This is a genomic window from Halomonas rhizosphaerae, assembly GCF_030010555.1.
In the GTDB taxonomy this organism is placed as follows: domain Bacteria; phylum Pseudomonadota; class Gammaproteobacteria; order Pseudomonadales; family Halomonadaceae; genus Halomonas; species Halomonas rhizosphaerae.
This window is the reverse complement of the sequence record NZ_JASCQP010000023.1, coordinates 43,589-66,138: the sequence shown is the minus strand read 5'-3', so window position 1 is coordinate 66,138 and position 22,550 is coordinate 43,589. Positions and strand designations below refer to the sequence as shown.

The 22,550-nt window shown below is 68.2% G+C and carries 23 protein-coding genes; 17 read left to right on the top strand and 6 right to left on the bottom strand.

The annotated features are described in order from the left end of the window. Positions 1 to 116: 116 nt before the first annotated feature. Positions 117 to 656: a glycosyltransferase family A protein gene (locus QLQ83_RS08260; RefSeq protein ID WP_282735045.1), complete on the bottom strand. Its 540-nt coding sequence runs from the start codon at positions 654 to 656 to the stop codon at positions 117 to 119. A gap of 558 nt (positions 657 to 1,214) precedes the next feature. Between QLQ83_RS08260 and glnA the strand changes: the two genes are divergently transcribed. From glnA to QLQ83_RS08200, 12 genes are all read left to right on the top strand, one after another. Further along, the gene (gene glnA, locus QLQ83_RS08255) at positions 1,215 to 2,621 is read left to right on the top strand and encodes a glutamate--ammonia ligase (RefSeq protein ID WP_282735044.1); all 1,407 of its coding nucleotides are present in this window, start codon (positions 1,215 to 1,217) and stop codon (positions 2,619 to 2,621) included. Between the two features lie 181 nt (positions 2,622 to 2,802). Beyond that, positions 2,803 to 3,399 carry a DUF4124 domain-containing protein gene (locus QLQ83_RS08250; protein WP_282735043.1) on the top strand — a complete coding sequence of 199 codons (597 nt, stop codon included), beginning with the start codon at positions 2,803 to 2,805 and terminating at the stop codon, positions 3,397 to 3,399. Between the two features lie 114 nt (positions 3,400 to 3,513). Then, positions 3,514 to 3,648 carry a hypothetical protein gene (locus QLQ83_RS08245; RefSeq protein ID WP_282735042.1) on the top strand — a complete coding sequence of 45 codons (135 nt, stop codon included), beginning with the start codon at positions 3,514 to 3,516 and terminating at the stop codon, positions 3,646 to 3,648. Between the two features lie 224 nt (positions 3,649 to 3,872). After that, complete coding sequence (gene glnL / locus QLQ83_RS08240) at positions 3,873 to 4,919, top strand: nitrogen regulation protein NR(II) (RefSeq protein WP_282735041.1); 1,047 nt, start codon at positions 3,873 to 3,875, stop codon at positions 4,917 to 4,919. Next, positions 4,912 to 6,324: a nitrogen regulation protein NR(I) gene (glnG, locus tag QLQ83_RS08235; RefSeq protein ID WP_282735040.1), complete on the top strand. Its 1,413-nt coding sequence runs from the start codon at positions 4,912 to 4,914 to the stop codon at positions 6,322 to 6,324. Before glnL ends, glnG begins: the two co-directional genes overlap by 8 nt. 132 nt (positions 6,325 to 6,456) lie before the next feature. Then, on the top strand, positions 6,457 to 7,410 hold the full coding sequence (locus QLQ83_RS08230) for a hydroxymethylglutaryl-CoA lyase (RefSeq protein WP_282735039.1): 954 nt from the start codon (positions 6,457 to 6,459) through the stop codon (positions 7,408 to 7,410). Positions 7,411 to 7,412: 2 nt separating this feature from the next. Then, the gene (locus tag QLQ83_RS08225) at positions 7,413 to 8,618 is read left to right on the top strand and encodes a CaiB/BaiF CoA transferase family protein (RefSeq protein ID WP_282735038.1); all 1,206 of its coding nucleotides are present in this window, start codon (positions 7,413 to 7,415) and stop codon (positions 8,616 to 8,618) included. A 93-nt stretch (positions 8,619 to 8,711) separates the two neighbouring features. Further along, on the top strand, positions 8,712 to 9,698 hold the full coding sequence (locus tag QLQ83_RS08220) for a Bug family tripartite tricarboxylate transporter substrate binding protein (RefSeq protein ID WP_282735037.1): 987 nt from the start codon (positions 8,712 to 8,714) through the stop codon (positions 9,696 to 9,698). After that, entirely contained in the window at positions 9,695 to 10,171 is a 477-nt protein-coding gene (locus tag QLQ83_RS08215; RefSeq protein ID WP_282735036.1) for a tripartite tricarboxylate transporter TctB family protein, read from the top strand. Before QLQ83_RS08220 ends, QLQ83_RS08215 begins: the two co-directional genes overlap by 4 nt. A 9-nt stretch (positions 10,172 to 10,180) precedes the next feature. Further along, positions 10,181 to 11,677, top strand: coding sequence for a tripartite tricarboxylate transporter permease (locus QLQ83_RS08210; RefSeq protein WP_282735035.1), 1,497 nt, complete (start codon positions 10,181 to 10,183; stop codon positions 11,675 to 11,677). 63 nt (positions 11,678 to 11,740) lie between these two features. Continuing rightward, entirely contained in the window at positions 11,741 to 13,090 is a 1,350-nt protein-coding gene (locus QLQ83_RS08205; RefSeq protein ID WP_282735034.1) for a deoxyguanosinetriphosphate triphosphohydrolase, read from the top strand. 2 nt (positions 13,091 to 13,092) lie between these two features. Continuing rightward, entirely contained in the window at positions 13,093 to 13,866 is a 774-nt protein-coding gene (locus QLQ83_RS08200; RefSeq protein ID WP_282735033.1) for a ribonuclease T2 family protein, read from the top strand. Position 13,867: 1 nt separating this feature from the next. On the opposite strand, the gene QLQ83_RS08195 is transcribed toward QLQ83_RS08200, so the two are convergent. After that, positions 13,868 to 14,779, bottom strand: coding sequence for a nuclease-related domain-containing protein (locus tag QLQ83_RS08195; protein ID WP_282735032.1), 912 nt, complete (start codon positions 14,777 to 14,779; stop codon positions 13,868 to 13,870). 93 nt (positions 14,780 to 14,872) lie between these two features. On the opposite strand from QLQ83_RS08195, the gene QLQ83_RS08190 reads away from it, so the two are divergent. After that, positions 14,873 to 15,775: an NAD-dependent protein deacetylase gene (locus tag QLQ83_RS08190; RefSeq protein WP_411971120.1), complete on the top strand. Its 903-nt coding sequence runs from the start codon at positions 14,873 to 14,875 to the stop codon at positions 15,773 to 15,775. On the opposite strand, the gene QLQ83_RS08185 is transcribed toward QLQ83_RS08190, so the two are convergent. Both QLQ83_RS08185 and QLQ83_RS08180 read right to left on the bottom strand, forming a co-directional pair. Next, on the bottom strand, positions 15,756 to 16,130 hold the full coding sequence (locus tag QLQ83_RS08185) for a translation initiation factor Sui1 (RefSeq protein ID WP_282735030.1): 375 nt from the start codon (positions 16,128 to 16,130) through the stop codon (positions 15,756 to 15,758). The two genes, QLQ83_RS08190 and QLQ83_RS08185, sit on opposite strands and share 20 nt — an antisense overlap. A gap of 108 nt (positions 16,131 to 16,238) precedes the next feature. Continuing rightward, positions 16,239 to 16,922, bottom strand: a complete 684-nt coding sequence (locus tag QLQ83_RS08180; protein ID WP_282735029.1) for an HAD family hydrolase — start codon at positions 16,920 to 16,922, stop codon at positions 16,239 to 16,241. 392 nt (positions 16,923 to 17,314) lie between these two features. Here QLQ83_RS08180 and QLQ83_RS08175 point away from each other — a divergent pair, with 392 nt between their 5' ends. Then, positions 17,315 to 17,698 carry a DUF6394 family protein gene (locus QLQ83_RS08175; protein ID WP_282735028.1) on the top strand — a complete coding sequence of 128 codons (384 nt, stop codon included), beginning with the start codon at positions 17,315 to 17,317 and terminating at the stop codon, positions 17,696 to 17,698. Positions 17,699 to 17,764: 66 nt separating this feature from the next. After that, positions 17,765 to 19,531: a potassium channel family protein gene (locus tag QLQ83_RS08170; RefSeq protein ID WP_282735027.1), complete on the top strand. Its 1,767-nt coding sequence runs from the start codon at positions 17,765 to 17,767 to the stop codon at positions 19,529 to 19,531. 64 nt (positions 19,532 to 19,595) lie between these two features. Here the strand turns inward: QLQ83_RS08170 and QLQ83_RS08165 are convergent, their stop codons facing one another. Further along, positions 19,596 to 20,633 carry a sodium:calcium antiporter gene (locus QLQ83_RS08165; protein WP_282735026.1) on the bottom strand — a complete coding sequence of 346 codons (1,038 nt, stop codon included), beginning with the start codon at positions 20,631 to 20,633 and terminating at the stop codon, positions 19,596 to 19,598. Between the two features lie 420 nt (positions 20,634 to 21,053). Here QLQ83_RS08165 and QLQ83_RS08160 point away from each other — a divergent pair, with 420 nt between their 5' ends. Both QLQ83_RS08160 and QLQ83_RS08155 read left to right on the top strand, forming a co-directional pair. Next, a complete protein-coding gene (locus tag QLQ83_RS08160; protein WP_282735025.1) occupies positions 21,054 to 21,380 on the top strand; it encodes a hypothetical protein in 327 nt (108 codons plus the stop codon). 209 nt (positions 21,381 to 21,589) lie between these two features. Next, complete coding sequence (locus QLQ83_RS08155) at positions 21,590 to 21,877, top strand: DUF4235 domain-containing protein (protein ID WP_282735024.1); 288 nt, start codon at positions 21,590 to 21,592, stop codon at positions 21,875 to 21,877. A gap of 21 nt (positions 21,878 to 21,898) precedes the next feature. Here QLQ83_RS08155 and QLQ83_RS08150 read toward each other — a convergent pair whose 3' ends face one another. Then, positions 21,899 to 22,468 (bottom strand): COG4315 family predicted lipoprotein, encoded by a 570-nt coding sequence (locus QLQ83_RS08150; protein WP_282735023.1) that lies wholly within the window; start codon positions 22,466 to 22,468, stop codon positions 21,899 to 21,901. Positions 22,469 to 22,550: the final 82 nt, after the last annotated feature.

Genomic DNA, 22,550 nt, shown 5'->3' with positions numbered 1-22,550 from the left:
AAATTGGGGGCGCATTATAGGGGCAGGGCGATGACGGCTACCAGCGTTGTCGCCGTGAATCTTGCGGGGCCACGGGATATCAGTGGCTTGGGAGGCTTCGCCGAGCCGTCTGCGGTTCAGGCTATGGCGGCGGTGATCCTGGCCTGGCAGGCATGCAGGCGCTCGATCAGGTCGGGAAGGGCCTCGGCGTCGAGTGCCGGGTCGCAGCCGCCGATGCGCTCGAACCAGGCCCGCGAGACGCAGAGGGTGTCCGCGGGCGTCTGGTGGCGCAGGCGTTGCCAGAGCTGCCTCAGCCGGCTGGGACTCGAGGTGGTCAATACCACGGCATCCCGGCTGTGTTTCTCGATGTCCACCAGTGCCTTCACGAGCCAGCCGGCGGGAATGGCGCGCCCCCGGGGCAGGAACAGCAGTGCCTGCCCCTGGCTATGGGCCACGGCCGTGTTGAGGCGATCCCCCAACGGGGTCCCCTCGGTGGTCACGATGCGTGCGTCATGCCCGCTCGCCAGGCGCAGCAGTCGCGGGTCATCAGTGTCGTCGGCCAACACCACTTCCATGCGCAGGTCGTGCCGCTGGCGGAGTGGCTTCAGGGCTGCCAGGCGTCGGGGCAGACCGGCACCCGCGGAGCGGGCATCGAGGAGGATGCTGCAGACGATCATTCTCGTGCCGGCTCCAGTGGTGGGTCGTGCGCAAGTCGGGCTGACATGGCGCCATCTCCGGAACCCGCGCCTTCCCCGGCCGGCGCCACCATGTAAATGAGTGTAGTTTTTGGTTGTGAAGCGTATCAATGAGGCGCCGGACTGATATTTCTATGCACAAGCCATGACGTCCCGGCCGTCCCGGGCATGAGGCGCGCCATCAACGGGCAAGAATGCCGCGGAATGTTCCAATATGGTGCGCAAGGGTGTCTTGACGCACCTGCGTGGTGCAATGAGATGCGCGACATCCCGAATTCCCGCATCGGCCTGCTGATGCTGGTGCAGGGAGTGTCCGGAGTCGAGGTGCTAAAGTCGCTTTAAATCATATGGATACGAAACGGCTGAAATGAAACGGTGCAAGATTGGCACGTTGCCTGCATTGTTCCGGGCAGTGCCATGTTCGTGCATGGCAGTCGTGGGCAGCGCTGCCGCGGCATGCTACAACACGTGCTGGGATCGCCAGCGCCAATGAATTACCTAAGCCCAACCTTTCGAGCCTAGCTCACAGTGGAGGACACCATGTCTGCCAAGACTCTCGCCCTGATTGAAGAACACGACGTGAAGTGGGTCGACCTGCGCTTCACCGACACCCGCGGCAAGGAGCAGCACGTCACCATCCCGGCCCGTGACGTCGACGAGGAATTTTTCGAGAACGGCCAGATGTTCGACGGTTCCTCCATCTCCGGCTGGAAGGGCATCAACGAGTCGGACATGATCCTGCGCCCCGAAGATGGCACCGCCTTCCTCGACCCCTTCACAGAGGACGCCACCCTGGTGCTGCGCTGCGACATCATCGAGCCGGCCACCATGCAGGGCTACGAGCGTGACCCGCGCTCCATCGCCAAGCGTGCCGAGGCCTACCTGCAGTCCTCCGGCCTGGGCGATACCGCCTTCTTCGGGCCGGAGCCCGAGTTCTTCATCTTCGACGAGGTGCACTGGAAGTCCGACATCGAAGGCTCCATGTACAAGATCTCCTCCGAGGAGGGGGCCTGGTCCACCGACCGTCCGGTAGAAGGCGGTAACCTGGCCCACCGTCCGCGGGTCAAGGGCGGCTACTTCCCGGTCCCGCCGGTGGACAGCTTCCACGACATCCGCGGTGCCATGTGCAACACCCTGGAAGCCATCGGCCAGTCCGTCGAGGTGCACCACCACGAGGTGGCCAACGCCGGCCAGAACGAGATCGGCGTGAAGTTCAACACCCTCGTGAAGAAGGCTGACGAGGTCCAGGAGATGAAGTACGTGATCCACAACGTGGCTCACGCCTACGGCAAGACGGCCACCTTCATGCCCAAGCCGCTGGTCGGCGACAACGGCAGCGGCATGCACGTCCACCAGTCCTTCTGGAAGGACGGCGTCAACCAGTTCGCCGGCGACGAGTACGCGGGCCTCTCCGAGATGGCGCTCTACTACATCGGCGGCATCATCAAGCACGCCCGGGCCCTGAACGCCTTCACCAACGCCTCCACCAACTCCTACAAGCGCCTGGTGCCGGGCTTCGAGGCGCCGGTGATGCTGGCCTACAGCGCCCGCAACCGCTCTGCCTCCCTGCGCATCCCTTACACCGCGAGCCCCAAGGGCAAGCGCGTCGAGACCCGCTTCCCGGACCCGACCGCCAATCCCTACCTGGCCTTCGCGGCGATGCTGATGGCCGGCATCGACGGCATCAAGAACAAGATCCACCCCGGCGATCCCATGGACAAGAACCTCTACGACCTGCCGCCGGAAGAGGGCAAGGCCGTGCCGACCGTGGCTCACAGCCTCGACCAGGCCCTGGAGGCGCTGGATGCCGATCGCGGCTTCCTCACCGAGGGCGGCGTGTTCACCGACGAGATGATCGATGCCTACATCGAGCTGCTCAGCGAGGACGTGGAGCGCATCCGCATGACCACGCACCCGATCGAGTTCGACATGTACTACAGCTGCTGATCGCGGGCGGCCGGCCACCCGGGCCTGCCGGTCCGGCGTGGCTCGCCGTCACGCGCGTTGAGCGAAAGAAGGGGTTCCGCCATGGCGGAACCCCTTTCTTTCATACACTATCCAAGAAAGGGATGATGCAGTCTCTCATGGCCGTTGCCGTCGGGCGGCGGCGACGACGCAGGGGGTAGGCATGAACAAGGCACTCGTGATCCTGGCGCTGGGGCTCTCGGTCAGCCTCGCGGCTCAGGCCCAGACTATCTATCGCACCACCGACGCCCAGGGCAACGCGGTGTTCACCGACAACCCGGAACGTGGCGGCGAGGAGGTCGACCTCAAGCCACTCACCGTGGTGCCCGGCCGCGGCGAGGTCCGCGAGGCGGAGTCGCCGGCCGTGATCGATGGTGGTGGCGGCGAGAGTGAAGGTGGGGCCTCTGCCGGCCCGGGGCAACCCTTCATGCCCTACGACAGCTTCGGCATCCGCTCGCCGAGTCAGGAGGAGACGCTGCCGACCGGAGCCGCCGGCAACGTCCAGGTGATCCTGGGCATCGAGCCGGACCTGCGTGAGGACCATCGGGTGCGCCTGCTGGTGGACGGCCGGGTCAGCCAGTCGGCGATGCACACCGATACCTTCATGCTCAACAACCTGGAGCGCGGGGAACACGTGCTGCAGGCCGAGCTGCTGGATGCCAGCGGTGCGGTGCGCCACCGCACTTCGCCGGTGACCCTCTACGTGCAGCGGGCCAGCGTCAACCTGCCCCAGAACCCCAACAATCCGGGCAGCAATTAGCTTCCCCTTCGCCGGCCACATCGGCCGCTGTGTCCGGACGGCACCCACAGGCCCTGTCGCGAGCCCCCGCCCCGCGACGCGGGTCGCGGCGATGCCTTCGGTCATGCCGACCGGGTGAGCGAGGGCCGCGCCTTCGAGCACCTGGAGCGGTTGCGCGACGACGATATCCCGCGCGACCCCGATGCCGAACGCAAGGCATACCCGCCCCATCGTCATCCTCCCCGCGCCTTCCCGCCCGAGGAGCGTTGACCGTCCCGTTCGCTGTCCGGCCCTGCTGCACGACGATGGGCGCTCGGCGACGCTGTGCACTAAAATAGGGCGTAATGCGGGTGCGACCCTGCCCCGATAAGGCGCCATGCCGTGCCCCATGGGGTGGCGCGCTTCTTGCAGAGAGCTTCTTACAAAAGCTTCTTGCATTAGCTGCTGAAAGCGCCTCCCGAAGGGGGCACCATCGGACCTGGCAGGACCTCCCCATGTACCAACGCTTGATGGAACACCTCACCACGTCGGTGCTGCTGCTCGATGGCGAGCTGCGGCTGCGCTGGATGAATCCGGCCGCCGAGGCGCTGCTGGCGATCAGCCTGAGTCGCCTGAAGGGGCTTCCCCTGCCGTCCCTGGTGGATGGCGGGGAGCAGGTCGGCGAGCTGCTGGCCAAGGCCCGCGACGAGTTTCACCCCTTCACCCAGCGCGAGGCACGTCTGACCCTGGTGACCGGTGAGGTGCTGACCGTGGACTACACCGTTTCGCCGCTCTCCGCCGACGAGCTGCTGCTGGAGGTGGAGCCCCGCGACCGGCTGCTGCGCATCTCCCGGGAAGAGGCGCTGCAGACCCGCCAGGAGACCATCAAGGTGCTTGCCCGGGGGCTGGCGCACGAGGTCAAGAATCCCCTGGGCGGCATCCGCGGCGCGGCCCAGCTGCTGGAGCGTGACCTCGACGACCCCGGCCTGCAGGAGTTCACCCGCATCATCATCGAGGAGGTCGACCGGCTGCGTGACCTGGTCGATTCCATGCTGGGCCCCAACCGGGTGATGCGCCACGCGCCGCTCAACATCCACAAGGTGCTGGAGCGGGTCCGCTCGCTGCTGATCGTCGAGCAGCCGGGGGTATGGATCGAGCGCGACTACGACCCCAGCCTGCCGGACCTCGCCGGGGACGAGTCGCAGCTGATCCAGGCCGTGCTCAACGTGGCGCGCAATGCCGTGGAGGCCATGACCGAGGCCGGTATCGCCTCGCCGCGGCTCACGCTGCGGACCCGCGCCCGCCGCCAGTTCACCCTGGGGGCCGAGCGCCACCGGCTGGTCTGCGAGGTGGCGATCATCGACAACGGCCCGGGCATTCCCGAGTCGCTGCGCGAGACCCTCTTCTACCCCATGGTCTCCGGTCGCGCCGAGGGCAGCGGCCTGGGGCTCTCCATCGCGCAGTCGATCCTGCACCAGCACCAGGGACTGATCGAGTGCGAGTCCGAGCCCGGCCATACCCAATTCCGACTGCTGATTCCGCTGGAGAAGCGCCATGACTGATGTCGCACGCGTGGTGGTCGTCGACGACGATCGCGCCATTCGCTGGGTGCTGGAGCGTGCCCTGGCCCAGCCCGACCTCGAGGTCGAGACCCTCGACCGGGCCGATCGTGCCCTGGAGCGCCTGCTCGAGGCGCCGCCGGACGTGCTGGTCACCGATATCCGCATGCCGGGGATCGACGGCCTGGACCTGATGGCCAAGGTGCGCGAGGTCCATCCGGAGCTGCCGGTGATCGTGATGACGGCCCATTCCGACCTCGACAGCGCCGTGGCCTCCTATCAGGGCGGCGCCTTCGAGTACCTGCCCAAGCCCTTCGACGTCGACGAGGCCCTGGCCCTGGTGCGACGGGCCGTGGCCCATGCCCGCGAGCGGCGTCGTCCGGTCAGCGTGCCCGAGGGGCTGGACGCCGAGATCATCGGCGAGGCCCCGGCCATGCAGGAGGTGTTCCGCGCCATCGGCCGGCTGTCACACTCGCATATCACCGTGCTGATCAACGGCGAGTCGGGGACCGGCAAGGAGCGGGTGGCCCGGGCGCTGCACCAGCACAGTCCGCGGGCCGGCAGGCCGTTCATCGCCCTGAACATGGCGGCGATCCCCAAGGACCTGATCGAGTCGGAGCTGTTCGGCCATGAGAAGGGCGCCTTCACCGGCGCGACCGCCCAGCGCCAGGGGCGCTTCGAGCAGGCCGACGGCGGTACCCTCTTCCTCGACGAGATCGGCGACATGCCCGCCGAGACCCAGACCCGCCTGCTGCGGGTGCTGGCCGACGGCGAGTTCTACCGCGTGGGCGGCCACACCTCCGTGAAGGTGGATGTGCGGATCATCGCCGCCACCCACCAGAACCTGGAGACCCTGGTGGAAGACGGGCGCTTCCGCGAGGACCTCTTCCATCGCCTCAACGTGATCCGCGTGCACCTGCCTCGGCTCTCCGAGCGGCGGGAGGACATCCCGCGGCTGGCACGCCACTTCCTGGTCGAGGCCGCCAAGGAGCTCGCCACCGACGTCAAGGTGCTGACCCCCGAGGCCGAGGCGCACTTCACCCGGCTGCCCTGGCCGGGCAACGTCCGCCAACTGGAGAACACCTGCCGCTGGCTGACGGTAATGGCGTCCGGCCGCGAGGTGCTCGTCGAGGACCTGCCGCAGGAGCTGCGTGAGCCCGGCGCCGCCGAGGGCAATACCGGTGACTGGCGCACCGCCTTCCGCGACTGGGCCGACCGGGCGCTGGCCGCCGGCCACACCCACCTGCTCGAGGAGGCCGTCCCGGACTTCGAGCGCATCCTGATCGAGACGGCGCTCAAGCACACCGGGGGTCGCAAGGGCGAGGCCGCCGAGCTGCTGGGCTGGGGGCGTAATACCTTGACGAGAAAGCTGAAGACGCTGCTGCCGGCACTGGCCGACGGGGAGTAGGCTTGGTCCCAAGCGGCCCGCTGGCGGTGGAGGAATGACCCTGACGGCCTAGGACGAAAGGCGCATTGTTGTGCGTGATGGCGCTGCCGTAGCGTCGAGGCATAAGCAACCTATCATTCAGCAGGACGCCCCATGCCCGCCGCACCCGAAGCGCTTCCGGCGCGTGTCCAGGTCACCGAGGTGGGCCCGCGCGACGGCCTGCAGAACGAACCCGTGCTGCTCCCCACCGGGGACAAGGCAAGGCTGGTCAGGGCCCTGGTGTCGGCAGGCGTCAGGCAGTTCGAGCTGACCTCCTTCGTCAGCCCGCGGGCCGTGCCGGCGCTGGCCGATGCCGCCGAGCTGGTGTCGGCCCTGCGCGGTACGCCGGATGTGCACTTCTCCGCGCTGGTTCCTAACCTGCGCGGTGCCGAGCGGGCCCTGGAAGCCGGGGTCGACTCGGTCGTGCTGTTCGTCTCTGCCTCCGCGACCCACAACGCCAAGAACGTCAACTGTCGCATCGAGGACTCCCTGGCGGCCTTCGAGCAGGTCGCCCGCCGCCTCGAGGGCAGCGGCATCGCGGTCCGCGGCGCCATTGCCACCGCCTTCGGCTGTCCCTTCGAGGGAGAGGTCGACGTCTGCGTGGTGGGGCGTATCGCCCGCCACTTCGCCGACCTCGGCGCGACCCGACTGTCCTTGGGCGATACCACCGGCATGGCCACCCCGCCGCTGGTCACCGAACGGGTCCGCCACCTGCGCGAGGTCGCCCCCTCGCTGTCGCCGACCCTGCACTTCCACAACACCCGCGGCATCGGCCTGGCCAACGTCATGCAGGGGCTCTGGCTGGGCGTCGACCGCTACGAGAGCGCCATCGGCGGACTCGGCGGCTGCCCCTTCGCCCCGGGGGCGTCGGGCAACATCGCCAGCGAGGATCTGGTCTACCTGCTCGAGGAGATGGGCATCGAGACCGGCATCGACCTCGAGGGCCTGATCGAGGCCGGCCGACTGGCCACCCGCCTGATGGGGCGGCCGCTCCCCGCCCAGGTCTCCAGGGCCGGGCCGCGCCTGACCCTTGGCGACTGCTCCGCCGTTCCCACCGCAAGGGGCTGAGGATGTCCGACCACCCATCTCCCGCCGCCGGCTCCCTCGCGGGGATTCGCGTCATCGACCTGACCCGTGTGATCTCCGGCCCCTTCTGCACCCAGATCCTGGGTGACCACGGGGCCGAGGTGATCAAGGTGGAATCGCCGGGCCGCGGCGACGTCGTGCGCTCCCAGGGGAACATGGTCAATGGCTTCAGCTGGTACTTCGCCCAGTTCAACCGCAACAAGCGCTCCATGACGCTGGACCTTCGCCAGGAGGCGAGCAAGGCGGTGCTTCACCGGCTGCTCGAGGATGCCGATGTGCTGGTGGAGAACTTCCGGCCCGGCGTGCTGGCGAAGATGGGCCTCGATGACGAGACCTTGCGGGCACAATACCCGCGGCTGGTGGTCGGGCGCATCAGCGGCTTCGGCTCCACCGGCCCCTATCGCGACCGCCCGGCCTATGACTTCATTGCCCAGGCCATGAGCGGCTTCATGGGCGTCAATGGCCCGGCCGACGGCGAGCCCATGCGGGCGGCCCCGCCCATCAGCGACATGGTGGCCAGCCAGAATCTGGCCTTCGGCATCTGTGCCGCCCTGGTCCGCCGGGAGCGCAGCGGCCAGGGAGACATCGTCGAGACCGCCCTGACCAACGGCCTGATCGGCATGATGGGCTACCTGGCCGCGGAGTTCTTCGCCACCGACCGCGTGCCGGCGCGTACCGGCAACGACCACCCGATGCTCTATCCCTACGGCCTGTTCCGGGCCAGCGATGGCGAGGTGGCCATCGCCCCCAGCAACGACGCCATGGTGGAGCGCCTGCTCAGGGCCCTGGGGATGCTGCACCTGCTCGACGATGAGCGCTTCGCCGACAATGCCCGGCGCATGGCCAACCGCGAGGTGCTGCGCGAGTGCCTGACGGCGGTGACCGAGACGCGCAGCGTCGACGCCTGGATCGACCACCTCAACCGGGCCGGAGTGCCCTGCGGACGCGTCCACGACCTGCGCGAGACCTTTGCGGACCCGCAGGTCCAGGCGCAGCAGATGCGGATCGAGCTCGACCAGGGGGAACTCGGTCGGATTCCCGTGACCGGCTTCCCGGTGAAGATGCAGGAGGCGCCGGCGGCGGTGCACCATCCCGTGCCCCGTCTCGGCGAGCACACCCGCGAGGTCCTGGCGGAGCTCGGCTTCGATGATGGCGAGTTGAAGGCGCTGGAGGCGCAGGGCGTGATTTGAACCTAGGCTGCAGAGGGTCCCGGGCCCGGTGGGGCTCGTGGCCATGACAGCAGTCGCTATAACAACAACCGGAGGATCAACGAGATGCCAACCATGAAGCACGCCACTCGGGGGCTTGCCGCCTCGGCTCTGCTGGGCCTCGGCCTGGTCACCAGCATGCCCGGCCATGCCCTGCCCATCAGCGAATGCATCGCCCCGGCGGATCCCGGCGGCGGCTGGGACTTCACCTGTCGCTCGGTGGGCAAGCTGCTGCTCGACCTGGAGCTGACGGACGGCCCGGTGCAGGTCACCAACATGCCGGGCGGGGTGGGCGCCGTGGCCTTCGCCAACGTCGAGAGCAACCGCGCCGATGACAGCGACCTGATCGTTGCCACCAGCACCGTGGGCGTCACCCAGATCGCCCAGGGCAAGTATCCCGGTGGCGCCGACACCATGCGCTGGCTGGCCATGCTCGGCACCGACGTGGGCGTCATCCTGGTCGATGACGAGAGCGAGTACCAGAGCCTCGAACAGCTGCTCGAGACCCTGGTCGAGGATCCGGGCGCCCTGGCCGTTGCCGGCTCCAGCGGGGCCGGCGGCTGGGACCACATCCGAGCGCTGATGTTGGCCAAGGAGGCCGGCATGCCGGATGACCAGATCGGCAGCCTGCGCTGGGTGCAGTTCGACGGCGGTGGCCCGGCCGTGACCCAGATGATGGGCGGCCATGTGGATGTGGTCTCCACCGACCTGGGGGAGATCGCCGGCTTCATCGAGTCGGGGGACGTGCGCGTGCTGGCGGTGCTCTCCGAGGAGCCGCTGCCCGAGCCCTTCGCCGAGCTGCCCACCGCCGCCTCCCAGGGCTATGACGTGGCGGGCTACAACTGGCGGGGGTTCTACACCGGCGGCGAGGTCTCCGACGAGGACTATGCCGCCATGGTGGAGGACCTCCAGGCGCTCTACGACAGCGACGAGTGGAAGGAGGTCGCCCAGCAGAACGGCCTGGTCCCGCTCTGGCGCGGCGGTGAGGCGTTCGACGCCTTCGTCCGCGAGTCCATCGACGAGGTCGAGGCCATTTCCCGGGAGATCGGGGTCATCCAGTGAGCGATTTCCTGCAGGACGACGCCGGGCGGGTGCCCGGCGTCATCGGCGATCGCATCGCCGGCGCCCTGTTGCTGGTGCTCGCGGTGGGTGCCTGGTGGCTCTCCCACGACCTGGAGTCGGGCTTCATGCAGCCCATCGGGCCGGGCGAATACCCGCGGCTGATCAGCCTGCCCCTGGCGGCGCTGTCGCTGCTGCTGATCCTGCGTCCCGGCTTCAACCAGCGCTGGCCGGGTCGCGCCGCCCTGCTGCGCCAGGCGCTGACCCTGCTGGTGCTCGCCAGCTATGCCGGCCTGGTCAAGCCGCTCGGCTTCCTGCCGGCCTCCCTGGTGGCGGTGGTGCTGCTGGTCCGCCTGTTCGGGGCGGCCTGGAAGCCCGCCCTGGTCAGTGGCGCCGTGCTCGCCCTGGCCCTCTACGCGCTGTTCGAATTCGCCCTCGGTATTCCGCTTCCCGACATGCCGGGCCTGGACTGGTAACGCCGCGACATGGATATCCTCGCCTTCCTCGCCCAGGGCTTTGCCGTGGCCCTGGAGCCCCAGAACCTCTTCCTGGCGTTCATCGGCTGTGTCATCGGCACCCTGATCGGCGCGCTGCCCGGTCTGGGGCCGGTCAACGGCGTGGCGCTGATGATCCCGCTCTCCTTCAACTTCGGCCTGCCGGCCACGGGGGCGCTGATCCTGCTGGTCAGCGTCTACTACGGCTGCATGTATGGCGGGCGAATCAGCTCCATCGTGCTCAACATCCCCGGCGACGAGCCGGCCATGATGACCACCCTGGACGGCTATCCCATGGCGCTGCAGGGGCGTGGCGGCGAGGCGCTGGGGCTCTCCGCGGTGGCCTCCTTCGTCGGCGCCGGGGTGGCGACCCTGGGGCTGGCGCTGTTCGCCCCCCTGCTGGTCCAGTTCGCCATCCGCTTCGGTCCGGCGGAGTACTTCGCCCTCTTCGTGCTGGCCTTCGCCACCATCGGCGGGGTGACCGGCGGCAGCCTGGTCAAGAGCTTCACCGCCGCCTTCCTGGGGCTGCTGCTGGGCAGCGTCGGCATCGATGCGGTGAGCGGGGTGCCGCGCTACACCTTTGGGCTCTACGAGCTCTACGACGGCATCGACTTCATCGTCGCCCTGGTGGGGCTGTTCGCCATCTCGGAGTGTCTGATCTACCTGGAGGATATCCGCGGCACCAGCCGCCCGACCCTGACGCTCGGCTCGGCGATGCCCGGCGTGCGCTCCGCCGGCCGCTGCGCGCCGACCATCGCCCGCGGCTCGCTGATCGGCTTCGTGGCGGGGGTGCTGCCCGGGGCCGGGGCGGCGCTGGGCAGCTTCCTCGCCTACATGCTCGAGAAGCGCTGGGTGGGGCGCGACGGCCGCTTCGGCCAGGGCGACCCGCGCGGCGTGGCGGCGCCCGAAGCGGGCAACAACGCTGCCGCCGGCGGGGCACTGATTCCCATGCTGTCGCTGGGCATCCCCGGCAGCGGCACCACGGCGATCCTGCTGGCGCTGCTGCTGTCGATGAACATCACCCCGGGCCCCCTGCTCTTCGAGCAGCAGCCGGAGATGGTGTGGGGGCTGGTGGCGGCCCTGGTGATCGGCAACTTCGTGCTGCTGGTGCTCAACGTACCGCTGGTGAGCCTGTTCGCCAAGGTGCTGCAGGCACCTGGCTGGTTCCTGATGCCCATGGTCGTGATGGTGGCCTTCGTCGGCGTCTACTCGCTCAACAACAGCGCCTTCGACCTCTACATGATGCTGGGCTTCGGGGTGCTGGGCTATGCGCTTCGCAAGCTGGAGATCCCCACGGTGCCGGTGGTGCTGGGCCTGCTGCTGGGCGGTCAGATGGAGTTCAACCTGCGCCGCGCCATGTCGATCTCGGGCGGCGACTGGAGCATCCTGTGGAACAGTGCCATCTCGGTGGGCATCTACCTCTTTGCCGTGACCCTGATCGTTGCCGGCCTGGTGTACTCCTGGATGGTCAGGGCGCGCCTGCCCTAGCTCGAAGGGCTGGGCGCCGGCGCCGAGGGCTGCCAGAATGGGCCATCCAAGGAGAGAACGCCCATGACGCAGATGAGCTGGGAGCGGCTGCTCGATCCGGGTCGCCTGCACGACCGGCGCGGCGAGCGCCCCGGCGGCGGTCGCGACGAGATCGGCCGCAGTCCCTTCCACAAGGATCATGACCGCATCGTCTTCGCCGGCTCCTTCCGGCGCCTGGGGCGCAAGACCCAGGTCCATCCGCTGACCGACAACGACCATATCCACACCCGGCTGACCCACTCCCTGGAGGTGGGCTGCGTGGGGCGCTCGCTGGGCATGATCGTCGGCGAGCGGCTGAGTGGCCGCCTGCCCGACTGGATCACCCCGGCGGATCTGGGGGTGATCGTCCAGGCCGCCTGCCTGGGCCATGACATCGGCAACCCGCCCTTCGGCCATGCCGGCGAGTACGCCATCCGCGACTGGTTCGCCCGCGCCGCGGCCGATGGCAGCGGCCTGCTGGAGGGGCTCTCGCCGCCCGAGCGCCAGGACCTGCTCACCTACGAGGGCAACGCCCAGGGCTTTCGCATCGTCACCCAGGTGGAGTACAACCAGTTCCGCGGCGGCATGCGCCTGACCACGGCGACGCTCGGCACCCTGCTCAAGTACCCCTGGACCGTGGAGCACGGCGGGGCGGCGGGCAAGTTCGGCTGCTACCAGAGCGAGCGCGAGCTGCTGGCCGAGGTGGCCGAGCGGCTGGGCCTGCTGCCCCGTGGCGAGGGGCGCTGGTGCCGCCACCCGCTGGCCTGGCTGGTGGAGGCCGCCGACGACATCTGCTACGCGCTGCTCGACCTGGAGGATGGCCTGGAGATGGGCATCCTGCGCTATGAGGAGGTGGCCGAGATCCTGATCCAGATCGCCGGCGGCGAACCCGCCGACTATGCCACCATGCAGCGCCACGGGGTCTCCCAGCGGCGGCGCATCGCCGCCCTGCGTGGCGCGGCCATGGAGCGGGCGGTGAACGACGTGGGCGCGGTCTTCGTGCAGCACGAAGCGGAGCTGCTGGGCGGGCGCCCCAAGGACGACCTGCTCGAGCTCTGCCACCCGGACCTGGGCTGGGGCGTCAAGGCGGCCAAGCAGCTGGCCCGGGAGCGCATCTTCCAGAACGAGCGCAAGGCCAAGCTGGAGATCGGTGCCTATACGACGCTGGGCATCCTTCTGGAGGCCTTTATCGGTGCTGCCCATGAGCTCCACCATACTGGCCGCTCGACCTTCAAGCACCAGCGCGTGCTGGCGCTGATCGGCGAGAACACCCCGCGGCCCTCCTGGAGCCTCTATGACAGCTACCGGCGCATGCTCGACTTCATCGGCGGCATGACCGACCACTATGCCGTGGACCTGGCCCAGGAGATGGGCGGCCGGCTGCGGGGAGATTGAGCATGCGCGCCTGGTGCCGGCCACTGCTGGGCCTGGCGGCGGTCCTGCTGGCCAGCCTTGCGCTGGCACAGGAACCCCTCGAGGCGCTTCCTGCCGAGGGCTTCGACCACTACACCCTGGCACTGACCTGGCACCCGGGCTTCTGTGAGAGCCGCTCGCGCCCGCCCCGGGAGTGCCGTGAAGCGGACCTGCGCGAGGGCGCCGAGCGTGGCTTCGTGCTGCACGGCCTGTGGCCCTCGCTGCCGGAACGCTTCGCCGAACGTGGCATCAACCGGCGTCGCTGGTGGCAGGAGGGTTGTTTCCTCGAGACGCCACGGCCCGACGGCAGCTTCTGCCGCGCCCACCCGCCCCTCGGCCTGCCGGCCCCGCTGGGGGAGGCGCTGGACGCCACCATGCCGGGGCGCGCCAGCTGCCTGGACCGCTACCAGTATGCCAAGCATGCCGCCTGCCTGGCGTTGCCCGAGGCGGCGTACTTTTCGGCCTCGGTGGCGCTGGTCGAGAGGGTCAACGCGAGTGCCTTCTCGGCCTTCGTGACCCTCAACCAGGGAGGCGAGGTGGGGCGCAACGACCTGATCAATGCCTTCGAGGCGGCCTTCGGTGAGGGCACGGGCCGCGCGCTGCGCCTGGAGTGCCGCGGACGCGGCAATCGCCTGCTCACCGAGGTGCGTATCGGGATCGCGACCGAGCGCCTGACGCAGTTCCCGGCGGCCGAGAGCCTGGTGCGCCAGGACCGTGGCCGCTGCGCGACCCGGGTGCGCATCGCCACCTTCGACTGATTCAGATCGAGGGGCCTTCCAGGGGCGGCAGGTCCAGCAGGCTGGCGCGATGGCGCAGGGCCGTGATCACGTCATCGTGGGTAGCATCGTCGACCTCGCCCAGCCGGGTCGCGGTGAGCCGCCTGGCCAGGTCGCCGCCACCGACCACCAGCAGGTCGTCCGGTGCCTGGCTGGCGTCGATCTCCCAGCCGGGCAGGGCCAGCACGCCCTTGACCGGTACCGGACCGCCGACCTGGTATTCGAGCCAGCCGGTCAGCCAGCGCGTGGCCTGGCGGGTCTTGCGCAGCGGCCGACGCTCGCTCCAGCCCGGAAAGCGCAGGCGATCCGGCTCCACGGCGACCAGGTTGACCTCGCGGCCGCCGGGGGTGATGGCGGGGGTGCGGGCACGGGTCTCGACCACGAAGATGCCGTGGGGGGTGACCGCCACATGGTCGATGGTGTAGCCATCGCCGGGCACGTCGTGGAAGACATAGTAGGGGTGCGCCTCGGGGCGGATCAGCCGCTCGAGCTCCTGGCCCACGGCGAGTTCGCAGGCCAGCCCCAGCTTGAGACGACGGATGCGCTGGAAGTCGCGGATCAGCAGGAAGCAGAACACCAGCGCCAGCAGGGTGCAGAGCGCGCCGTAGAGCGCCCATTCGACCCAGTTCTGCTCACTGGAAAAGAGCATGCGGCCCATGCCGTAGACCAGCGGCGCCAGGGTGACGATGGGACCCAGGGCGCCGTCGAGGAAGAGGCCGGCAAAGGCGCGGTCGAGGCGGTCGCGCAGGGCCTGCCCCGGCTCGCGCAGCGGATGGGCGTCGAAGGGCGAGCGCACCCGGGCATCGTGCAGGTTGCGCAGCGCCACCACGATCACTGCGGTGGCCGCCAGCGGGAACAGGAAGATCAGCGGGAGCAGGTATTCCAGCCAGGCCATCGGGATTCCTTGCCCTGAGGGGGAGCGTCCATTCTAGACAACCTCCCCCTCGCGGGGCCATGCTCTTTCGGCGACAAGGGCGAGGGACGAGCGATGGGGCATGAGGAGGCAGGCGTGAGACAGGCAACGGCGGTGCCACCGGTCCATGACCTCGAGGCGCTCGCCGCCTTTGTCGCGCGGCACCCGCGCCTGGCGGTGCTCACCGGCGCCGGCATCAGCACCGCGAGCGGCATTCCCGACTATCGCGATGACCGCGGCGACTGGAAGCGCCCGCCGCCCATGCAGCATCAGGTGTTCATGGCCAGCCATGCGGCCCGCCAGCGCTACTGGGCGCGGGCCCTGGTGGGCTTTCGCACCCTGCAGGACGCCAGGCCCAATGCGGCCCACCAGGCACTGGCGCGGCTCGAGGCGATGGGTCATGTCAGCGGGGTGATCACCCAGAACGTCGATGGCCTGCACCAGCGGGCCGGCTCGCGGCGGGTAATCAACCTGCACGGTCGCGCCGACAGGGTGCGCTGCATGGGCTGTGGTGCCCGGCGCATGCGCCATGACCTGCATGCCGAGCTGGCCGCCCGCAACCCGCATTGGCTGGAGGCCGGCGCCCGGGCGGGCCCGGACGGCGATGCCGACCTGGAGGCCGACTTCTCGGGGTTCCGGGTGCCCGACTGCACGCGCTGCGGCGACGGTATCTACAAGCCCGACGTGGTGTTCTTCGGCGACAGCGTGCCGCGCGCCACCGTGGAGGCCGCCTTCGCCCTGCAGGCCGAGAGCGATGCGCTGCTGGTGGTGGGTTCCTCGCTGATGGTCTTTTCCGGCTTCCGCTTCGCCCGGGCGGCGGCCCGGGAGGGCCAGCCCATCGTCTGTCTCAACCTTGGCCGCACTCGGGCCGATGACCTCTATGCGCTGAAGGTAGAGGCCCCGGCCGAGGCCCTGGCCCCCCTGTGCGAGCTGGTGGTGGGCGGCTCGCCCGGAGGCATCAGCCGCCGGCCAGCCTGACCCGGTAGCCGCGCTTCTCCAGCTCGCCCTTGAGCAGCTCGCGGTGGTCGCCCTGGATCTCGACGACGCCTTCCTTGACCGCTCCGCCGGTGCCGCAGCGCTTCTTGAGCGTCTTGGCCAGGGCCTTGAGCTCGCCGGCGGGCAGCGGGATGCCCTCGAGGGTGGTCACGCCCTTGCCCTTGCGGCCGCTGGTCTCGCGGCGGATGCGCACGATACCGTCCAGTTCGGCCAGACGGGCCCGTTCGGCCTGCTCGGCACACGCGCACTCGGCCAGGGGCCGGCGGCAGTCCGGGCAGGTATCGCCATGTTCGGTGGAGTAGACCAGGCCGCCGAGCTGGTCCTTCAGGGATGCCATGTCGGCCTCCTCGCGGTCGAGAGTGTCCGGGCGATGATAGCCCTGCAGAGGGCGGTCTGCATCCGCGTCCGCTGTCCACAGGTGGTGGCGAGAAGGGAGGTGTGGATATCAGGCGTGGGCGGCCAGGGCGCGGGCACTCTCCAGGTGGCCGATCACCGTGGGCAGCTGGAACATGTTGCTGATCATGATGGCCCCTGCCGGCGTCTCCTCGACATCGGGGAAGCGGTTGAGGTGGATCACCGTCATGCCGGCGGCCAGGGCGCCCCTGACGCCCACCAGGGCATCGTCGATGACCACGCACTCCTCGGGGGCGAAACCCATCAGGCTGGCGGCATGGCGGAACAGGCAGGGGTCGGGCTTCCAGCAGTTGGCCGTGTAGGCGCTGAACAGGCGGTTGCCGAACACCGCGGCGAGCCCGGTGGCCTCGAGCGAGGTGCGGATCTTGTTCTCCGGGCCATTGGAGACCACCCCCATGGGATGGCCGGCGAGGGCGGCCAGGGCCTCGGTGGCGCCATGGATGGCGATCAGTTCGCTGGCCAGGCGCCGGTTGAGGTTGGCGCGCATGCGGCACTCGAGGGTATCGAGCCGCTCCGGGTCCACGCTGCCGTGGCGGCGCTCGAGTTCGGCGACGATGTGGCGAAAGCGGGCCCCGCGGAACTCTCCCATGTAGTCGCTGGCCTGGAAGGGCAGGCCGGCGTCGGTCAGGCTGGACGACATCTCGTCGGCGAGCAGTGGCTCGCTGTCGACCAGGGTGCCGTCGCAATCGAAGAGCAGGCAGAGGTGGCGTGCCATCACCGGGCCTCACGATGAATCAGAATGTTATAAGTTCATTGTTACAGATGATGGGTCTTCCTGCCCAATATTAAAGCTCAGTTTCCCTATTTTGTGAACAGTGTTCTTCAATATCGCGATGACGTTGGTGTCAGGGCTTCACGGCGTCACGGCATGATGGCGATGATGCGCTCATGGTGATGAATCATCGTCTGACCGCGATAGGCGGATCGCGTCGGGAAGCCCTTGAGCATGTTGAATGGCGACAGCGCCCGGCGAGCCCGGGACACGCCGGATGCCCGGTTGTTGGAGCCGGGAGCCCGGCCGCTGCCCGAGCCCATCAGGGGGTGGCGTTCGCGGTCACCGACGGCTCATGCCTATACTGACGGCGCGTCCCGGCCAGGAGCAGGCCCATGAATTTCGAACGCGTCGTTTTCGGTTTTTTCATCATCCTTACCCTCAGCCTCAATTACGCGTTCGTCGCGGGGGGCCTCGAGACCCCCGCCCACCACAATGTCTGGATTCTGACGCTCACCATCATCGCCAACCTGGTCGCGATCGGCCTGAAAATGGGGGATCGCTCGCAGACCGGGGCATTGCTGATGGCGTCCGGCCTGGTGGCCGGCCTTCTGCTGATCACGGCGCGCGTCGTCTGGATCGTCGCGGATCCCGGTGGCGGGGGGGGACCGGGGCCTGGAGCAATGGCGGACATCGTCTCGATCGCAACGGGAGCGCTGGTCGCGAACATCATCGCGACGGTGATCCTGGTCGGCGATACGCTGCTCTCGCGGCGCTAGCACGGCACGTGGAACGGTTCAGCGTGGCGGTCGCGATCCGGGACAGGCAGAGGGAGGATTGAACGCGTGACGCAGACCTCCGATCTCGACCGGGTGGCGATGATCGTCCTGCGCTATATGCGTCGGCCGTTGTTTGCGCTGCTGTTCGTCTATTCGGTGGGCATCATGGGCATGGCCCTGATGCCAGGCCAGGTCGTCGATGGTGAGACGACGAACATGAACCTCTTCCATGCCTTCTACTTCTTCACCTACACGGCGACCACGACCGGTTTCGGCGAACTGCCGGACGGCTTCAGCGACGAGCAACGCCTGTGGACCATCTTCTGCCTCTATACCGGCGTGATCGCGTGGTTCTATGCGCTCGGCTCCCTGATTGGCCTGGTTCAGAACCCCCATTTCATCCAGGCCATGGATAGGTTCCGGTTCGCCCGCAAGGTCGACCGCAACGTGGAACCTTTCGTCATCCTTTGCGGTTTCGGCGATACCGGCAGTCTGCTTGCACGGGGCCTGAGCGACCACCATATGCGCGCGGTGATACTCGATTCCGACCCGGAACGCATCAAGGCACTGGGCGTGCGCGATTACACGGTCGCGATGCCGGGACTCCATGCGGATGCCAGCGCGCCGAAACACCTGCTGGCCGCGGGTGTCGAACACACCGCATGCCGGGCCCTGGTCACGCTGACGAACGATGACGATGCCAATCTCAAGATCGCGGTGATGGCGCGGCACCTGAATCCACGGCTCCGGGTCATCTGTCGTTCGACCTCGCCCCGTCACGAGGCCAACCTGCGGGCGCTGGACAATGTAACAGTCGTCGACCCGTTCGAGATCTTCGCCCAACTCCTCTATTGGGCGATCGCACGCCCTGAACTGCACAACCTCAATGCCTGGTTCGTGGGCGCACCTGGCATCGAACTCGGGGCACCGCTACAGGTTCCGCAGGGCAACTGGATTCTGTGCGGGTACGAACGGATGGGGTACTGGATCCATCGATATCTTCATGCCAATGGCATCAACGTATGTATTATCGATCCGGAAGTGGACGCCCAGGGGACCGAAGAAGGTACGGTCATGCTGCAGGCACACGCCGATCATTCGGCCCTGGTGACCGCGGGCATCGACGACGCGGCCGGGGTCGTCGCCGCGACGAATCGCGATTCGGACAATCTCAGTACGCTGTTGGCGGTGACGGAGCTCAATCCGGATGCGTTTCGCATCGTGCGCCAGAACAGCCATGAGAATCAGGTCGCCTTCGATGCCGCGCGGGCGGACCTGGTCCTCCAGCACAGCCTGACAACGGCGCGCCGGATCCTGAAGCTGCTGATTTCGCCCCTCGTCCAGGAGCTGGTCGACTGGCTCGCGCAACATGAACCGGCCCGGACGAAAGAACTGGTCGCCCGTCTGCAGGCGGCCGTGGGCGCAGAACCTCCCCACCTATGGTCGGTGAGGCTGATTCCGGGGGAGGCCCCGGCCGTGACCCAATATCTCGACACCGACGGCGTGATTACGCTCGATGCGCTGTGCCGCGATGCGCGCACGTTCCCGGATACGCTTCCGTGCGAAGCGCTCGCCGTTCGCCGGGCAGGGCAATCGATCATGTTGCCGGATAGAGATTTTTCGCTTGGAGTCGGCGACGAGGTCCTCTTCTGCGGTGTCCATGAAGCAGAGCCGTTGCTGCAGGCGACACTCCATAATCCCTACACGCTTCGCTATGTCATAACGGGGGTCGATGCGCCGCGCGGTTACCTGTTCACATGGCTCGAAGCGAGGTTATGGCGTCGTCGCAGCGATCACAGGCAGACCGGTCGGCGGTCCCGCTCCAGACCATGAAGGCGCGTGGTGCGGCGGCCATGGTCGGCCGAAGCCGCTGTCGGCGCATCGGGATGCCTCGACGTCAAGGGGCCATCAACAGGGTGAGCGCTCCGGCCAGATAGCAGGCGATGATGCCGACGCTCTCGAAGCCGATATGTGCCGGGCCCTGCCGCTCGCGATGGATCATCCCCACCAACAGGATGCCGGTCATCAGCATGGATAGTGCGACCCACAGCGCGACCGTATCGGGAATGGCGTGGTAGACCGAGCCGCCCCGGTAGGCGATGTCGGAGGCCGCGACGAACAGGGTGTCGAAGGCGTTGCCCCCTATGATGCCGGCCACGGCCAGGGTCAGGGCGCCGCGCCGAACCGCCGCCACCGAGGTGACAAGCTCCGGCAGCGAGGTCACCACCGCCGTCATCAGCGCCCCCACCACCGACTGTCCCAGGCCGGTCTGCTCGGCGATCACCGCGGCACAGCGCTCCAGCAGCCAGCCGCTGATGCCGAGCATTGCCGCCAGGGCGACGAATGAGAGCCAGAGCCGTGTCGCCGAGCGCCCCATGGCCCGTTCATCGGGCACATCGGGCTGGGTCTCACGGGTCTGGGCGGGGCGCCACATGGGGTTGTCGCGGCTGCGATCCACCAGACGCAGACCGAACAGGTAGCCGATCAGCAGCAGCGGGGTGACCGGGTGCACCTGCCACAGCGTCCATTCGGGGGCGAAGCGTCCGATCAGTATCAGCGACAGCAGGCACAGCAGCAGCCCCGCCTGCATCAGGTTGCCGAGCGAGGCGGCGGCGTGTTCCAGGTTGGCGCGCCGGTGGGAGATGTCGGCGATGGTCAGGAACAGCGTCTGCACGGCGATGCCGCCCAGGGCGTTGCTCATGGCCAGGGTCGGACGGTCGGCCAGTGCCGCCGAGACCGACACCACGATGCCCGAGAGGGAGGTGGCCATGCCCAGCAGCACCGCGCCGGCGATGGCCTCGCCGAGGCCGGTGCGATCCGCCAGATCGTCGACGATCCCGGTCAGGCGGGTCCCCACGACGCCGATCACCAGAGCGCAGCCGCCGAACAGCAGCAGGGCCATGCCGAGGGAGAGGTCGTCGATCAGCGGGATCATGGGGTTCGCTTCCCGGTCCTGTCGGTCATATCTCTCGCCGTCGGGCGTGGCGAGGGTGGCGCGCTATCCATGGAGGCTCCTCGGGGCGGGGTGTCGAGACGAGCGTAGCGCGTTATGCCCCGCCTGGGCAGGGGCGACCGAGAGCCTGCCGATGAGTGTGCGACCGTGGACCATGTGCCAGATATCGCCACCCCTGGGACCTTCCAGGAGGGGATGTCCTGGAATGAAGCTACTCATTATCTTATTGAAATAAAAGATTTTATCTTCTTTGATCGGCATCCTGGCCCGACGGATGCAGCCTCCTGAGTGAGTGACACGGCCGGTAAGAACCACCCGCTATCGCAGGGGCTCACCGGCCGGGACGTAAAGCCAAGCGGCTTTCCTTATCTCGCCAGTCCACGATTCGATGGAGGTGTGAACATGATGTCCAGGGAAACTCTCAAGAAGCTCGGCATCCTAGGTGTGTCCTTCGGCCTGATCGCCAGCCCGCTGGCCTTCGGCGGTGGTGACGAGGAGTACGAGCCGACCACCACGGAGCAGGAGGAGACCAGCGACTCCGGTGAGGCCATGGGATCCTCCGGTGACAATGCCGGCACGAGCGGCACCGAGTACGAGAACGAGGAGCAGGAGAAGCAGGAGTGGGAAACCTCCGGCTCCGATGACGGCTCCGGCCAGGAATACGAGGAGGAAGAGGAAGAGTGGGATGAGCCCGAGGAAGGTGAGGACGACGAGGAGTCCACCTGGTAAGGCTCACCGCGAGCCACCCCAGGTGGCTCGCCCCATTTCGTGATGGCAGTCTTCAGAGCGAAGAGGCGTTGCCGCCCCGTTGATCGGGGCGGTTTTTTCGGTGCAAGCCTGCCGGAGACGTCATCCGGCCAAAGGTCGGCTAGCATGAAGCAGGGGCCGGCGGCGGGTCGCCTCCTCCGGCCGGTGATGTCATGACAGCGAGGTACCGGATGAAGCAGGACACCCTCTGGTCACTGGTCGGCTCCGTCGCGGCGGTGGCGGCCAGCGTGATGGCCCGAAGGGCCGCCGACAAGACCTATCGGCACGAGGTGGGCGAGGCCCCGCCGGCCAATCCCGACGAGCCGGACGTGGGCTGGCGCCATGCCCTTCTGTGGGGGGCGGCCACCGGCGTGCTGGTGGGCGTAGCCCGGGTAGTGGGCCGCCGCGCCGGCCGCGAGGCCCTGCACCGTGCCCGTCCCGGCTACCAGCGGCGGGCGCTGCGTCGGCTCGGGCGATAGCGTCGCATGCCTGTGGGCGGGCTAGGGCGACGCCTCGGCACGCTCCTCCGCCTCGATGCGCTCGCCGTCGGGCGACAGCAGGTACCAGGCGGCGCCCAGGTGGATGACATCCTGGCCGAGGGCATCGCCGGCAGCCTTGTCGCCTGAGAAGTAGTAGAGCGGCCAGCCGTCATAGGTCACCTGGCGGGAGCCATCCTCGCGTTCGATGGTATCCAGCAGGTCGGCATCGACGTGTTCGCCCGCCTGGGGCCCTGCCTGAGTGGCGTAGGGCGGCCAGGCGATGGCACAGGTCTGGTCGCAGGTGCTGTTGTCGGCCCCTTGCTGATCGTTGGCGAACAGGTAGAGGCTCATGCCGTCGGCGTCGGTCAGGTAGCGCCCGTAGGGGGACTGCTCGCGGGTTTCCACCCGTGCCTGGTCGACGGGCTCAGGGGCGCTCTGCAGGTCAGGATCAGCTTTGCTGGAACGCTGGCCTTCCACCGAGGCGGCGTCGGCGTCGTTGCCGTTGGCGGCGTCGTCCGCCACGCTCGACTGGCTGCCGAGCAGCAGGAGGGGCAATGCGGCCAGCCCGAACACTTGCCAAGCAGGTTTCATGTCGTCTCTCTCCATGGTGACGCTTCGCCTTCACTCTAGGTAGGCCCGGCGAGGGGCTGCAACTTGCGAGCTCGTAGGGGCC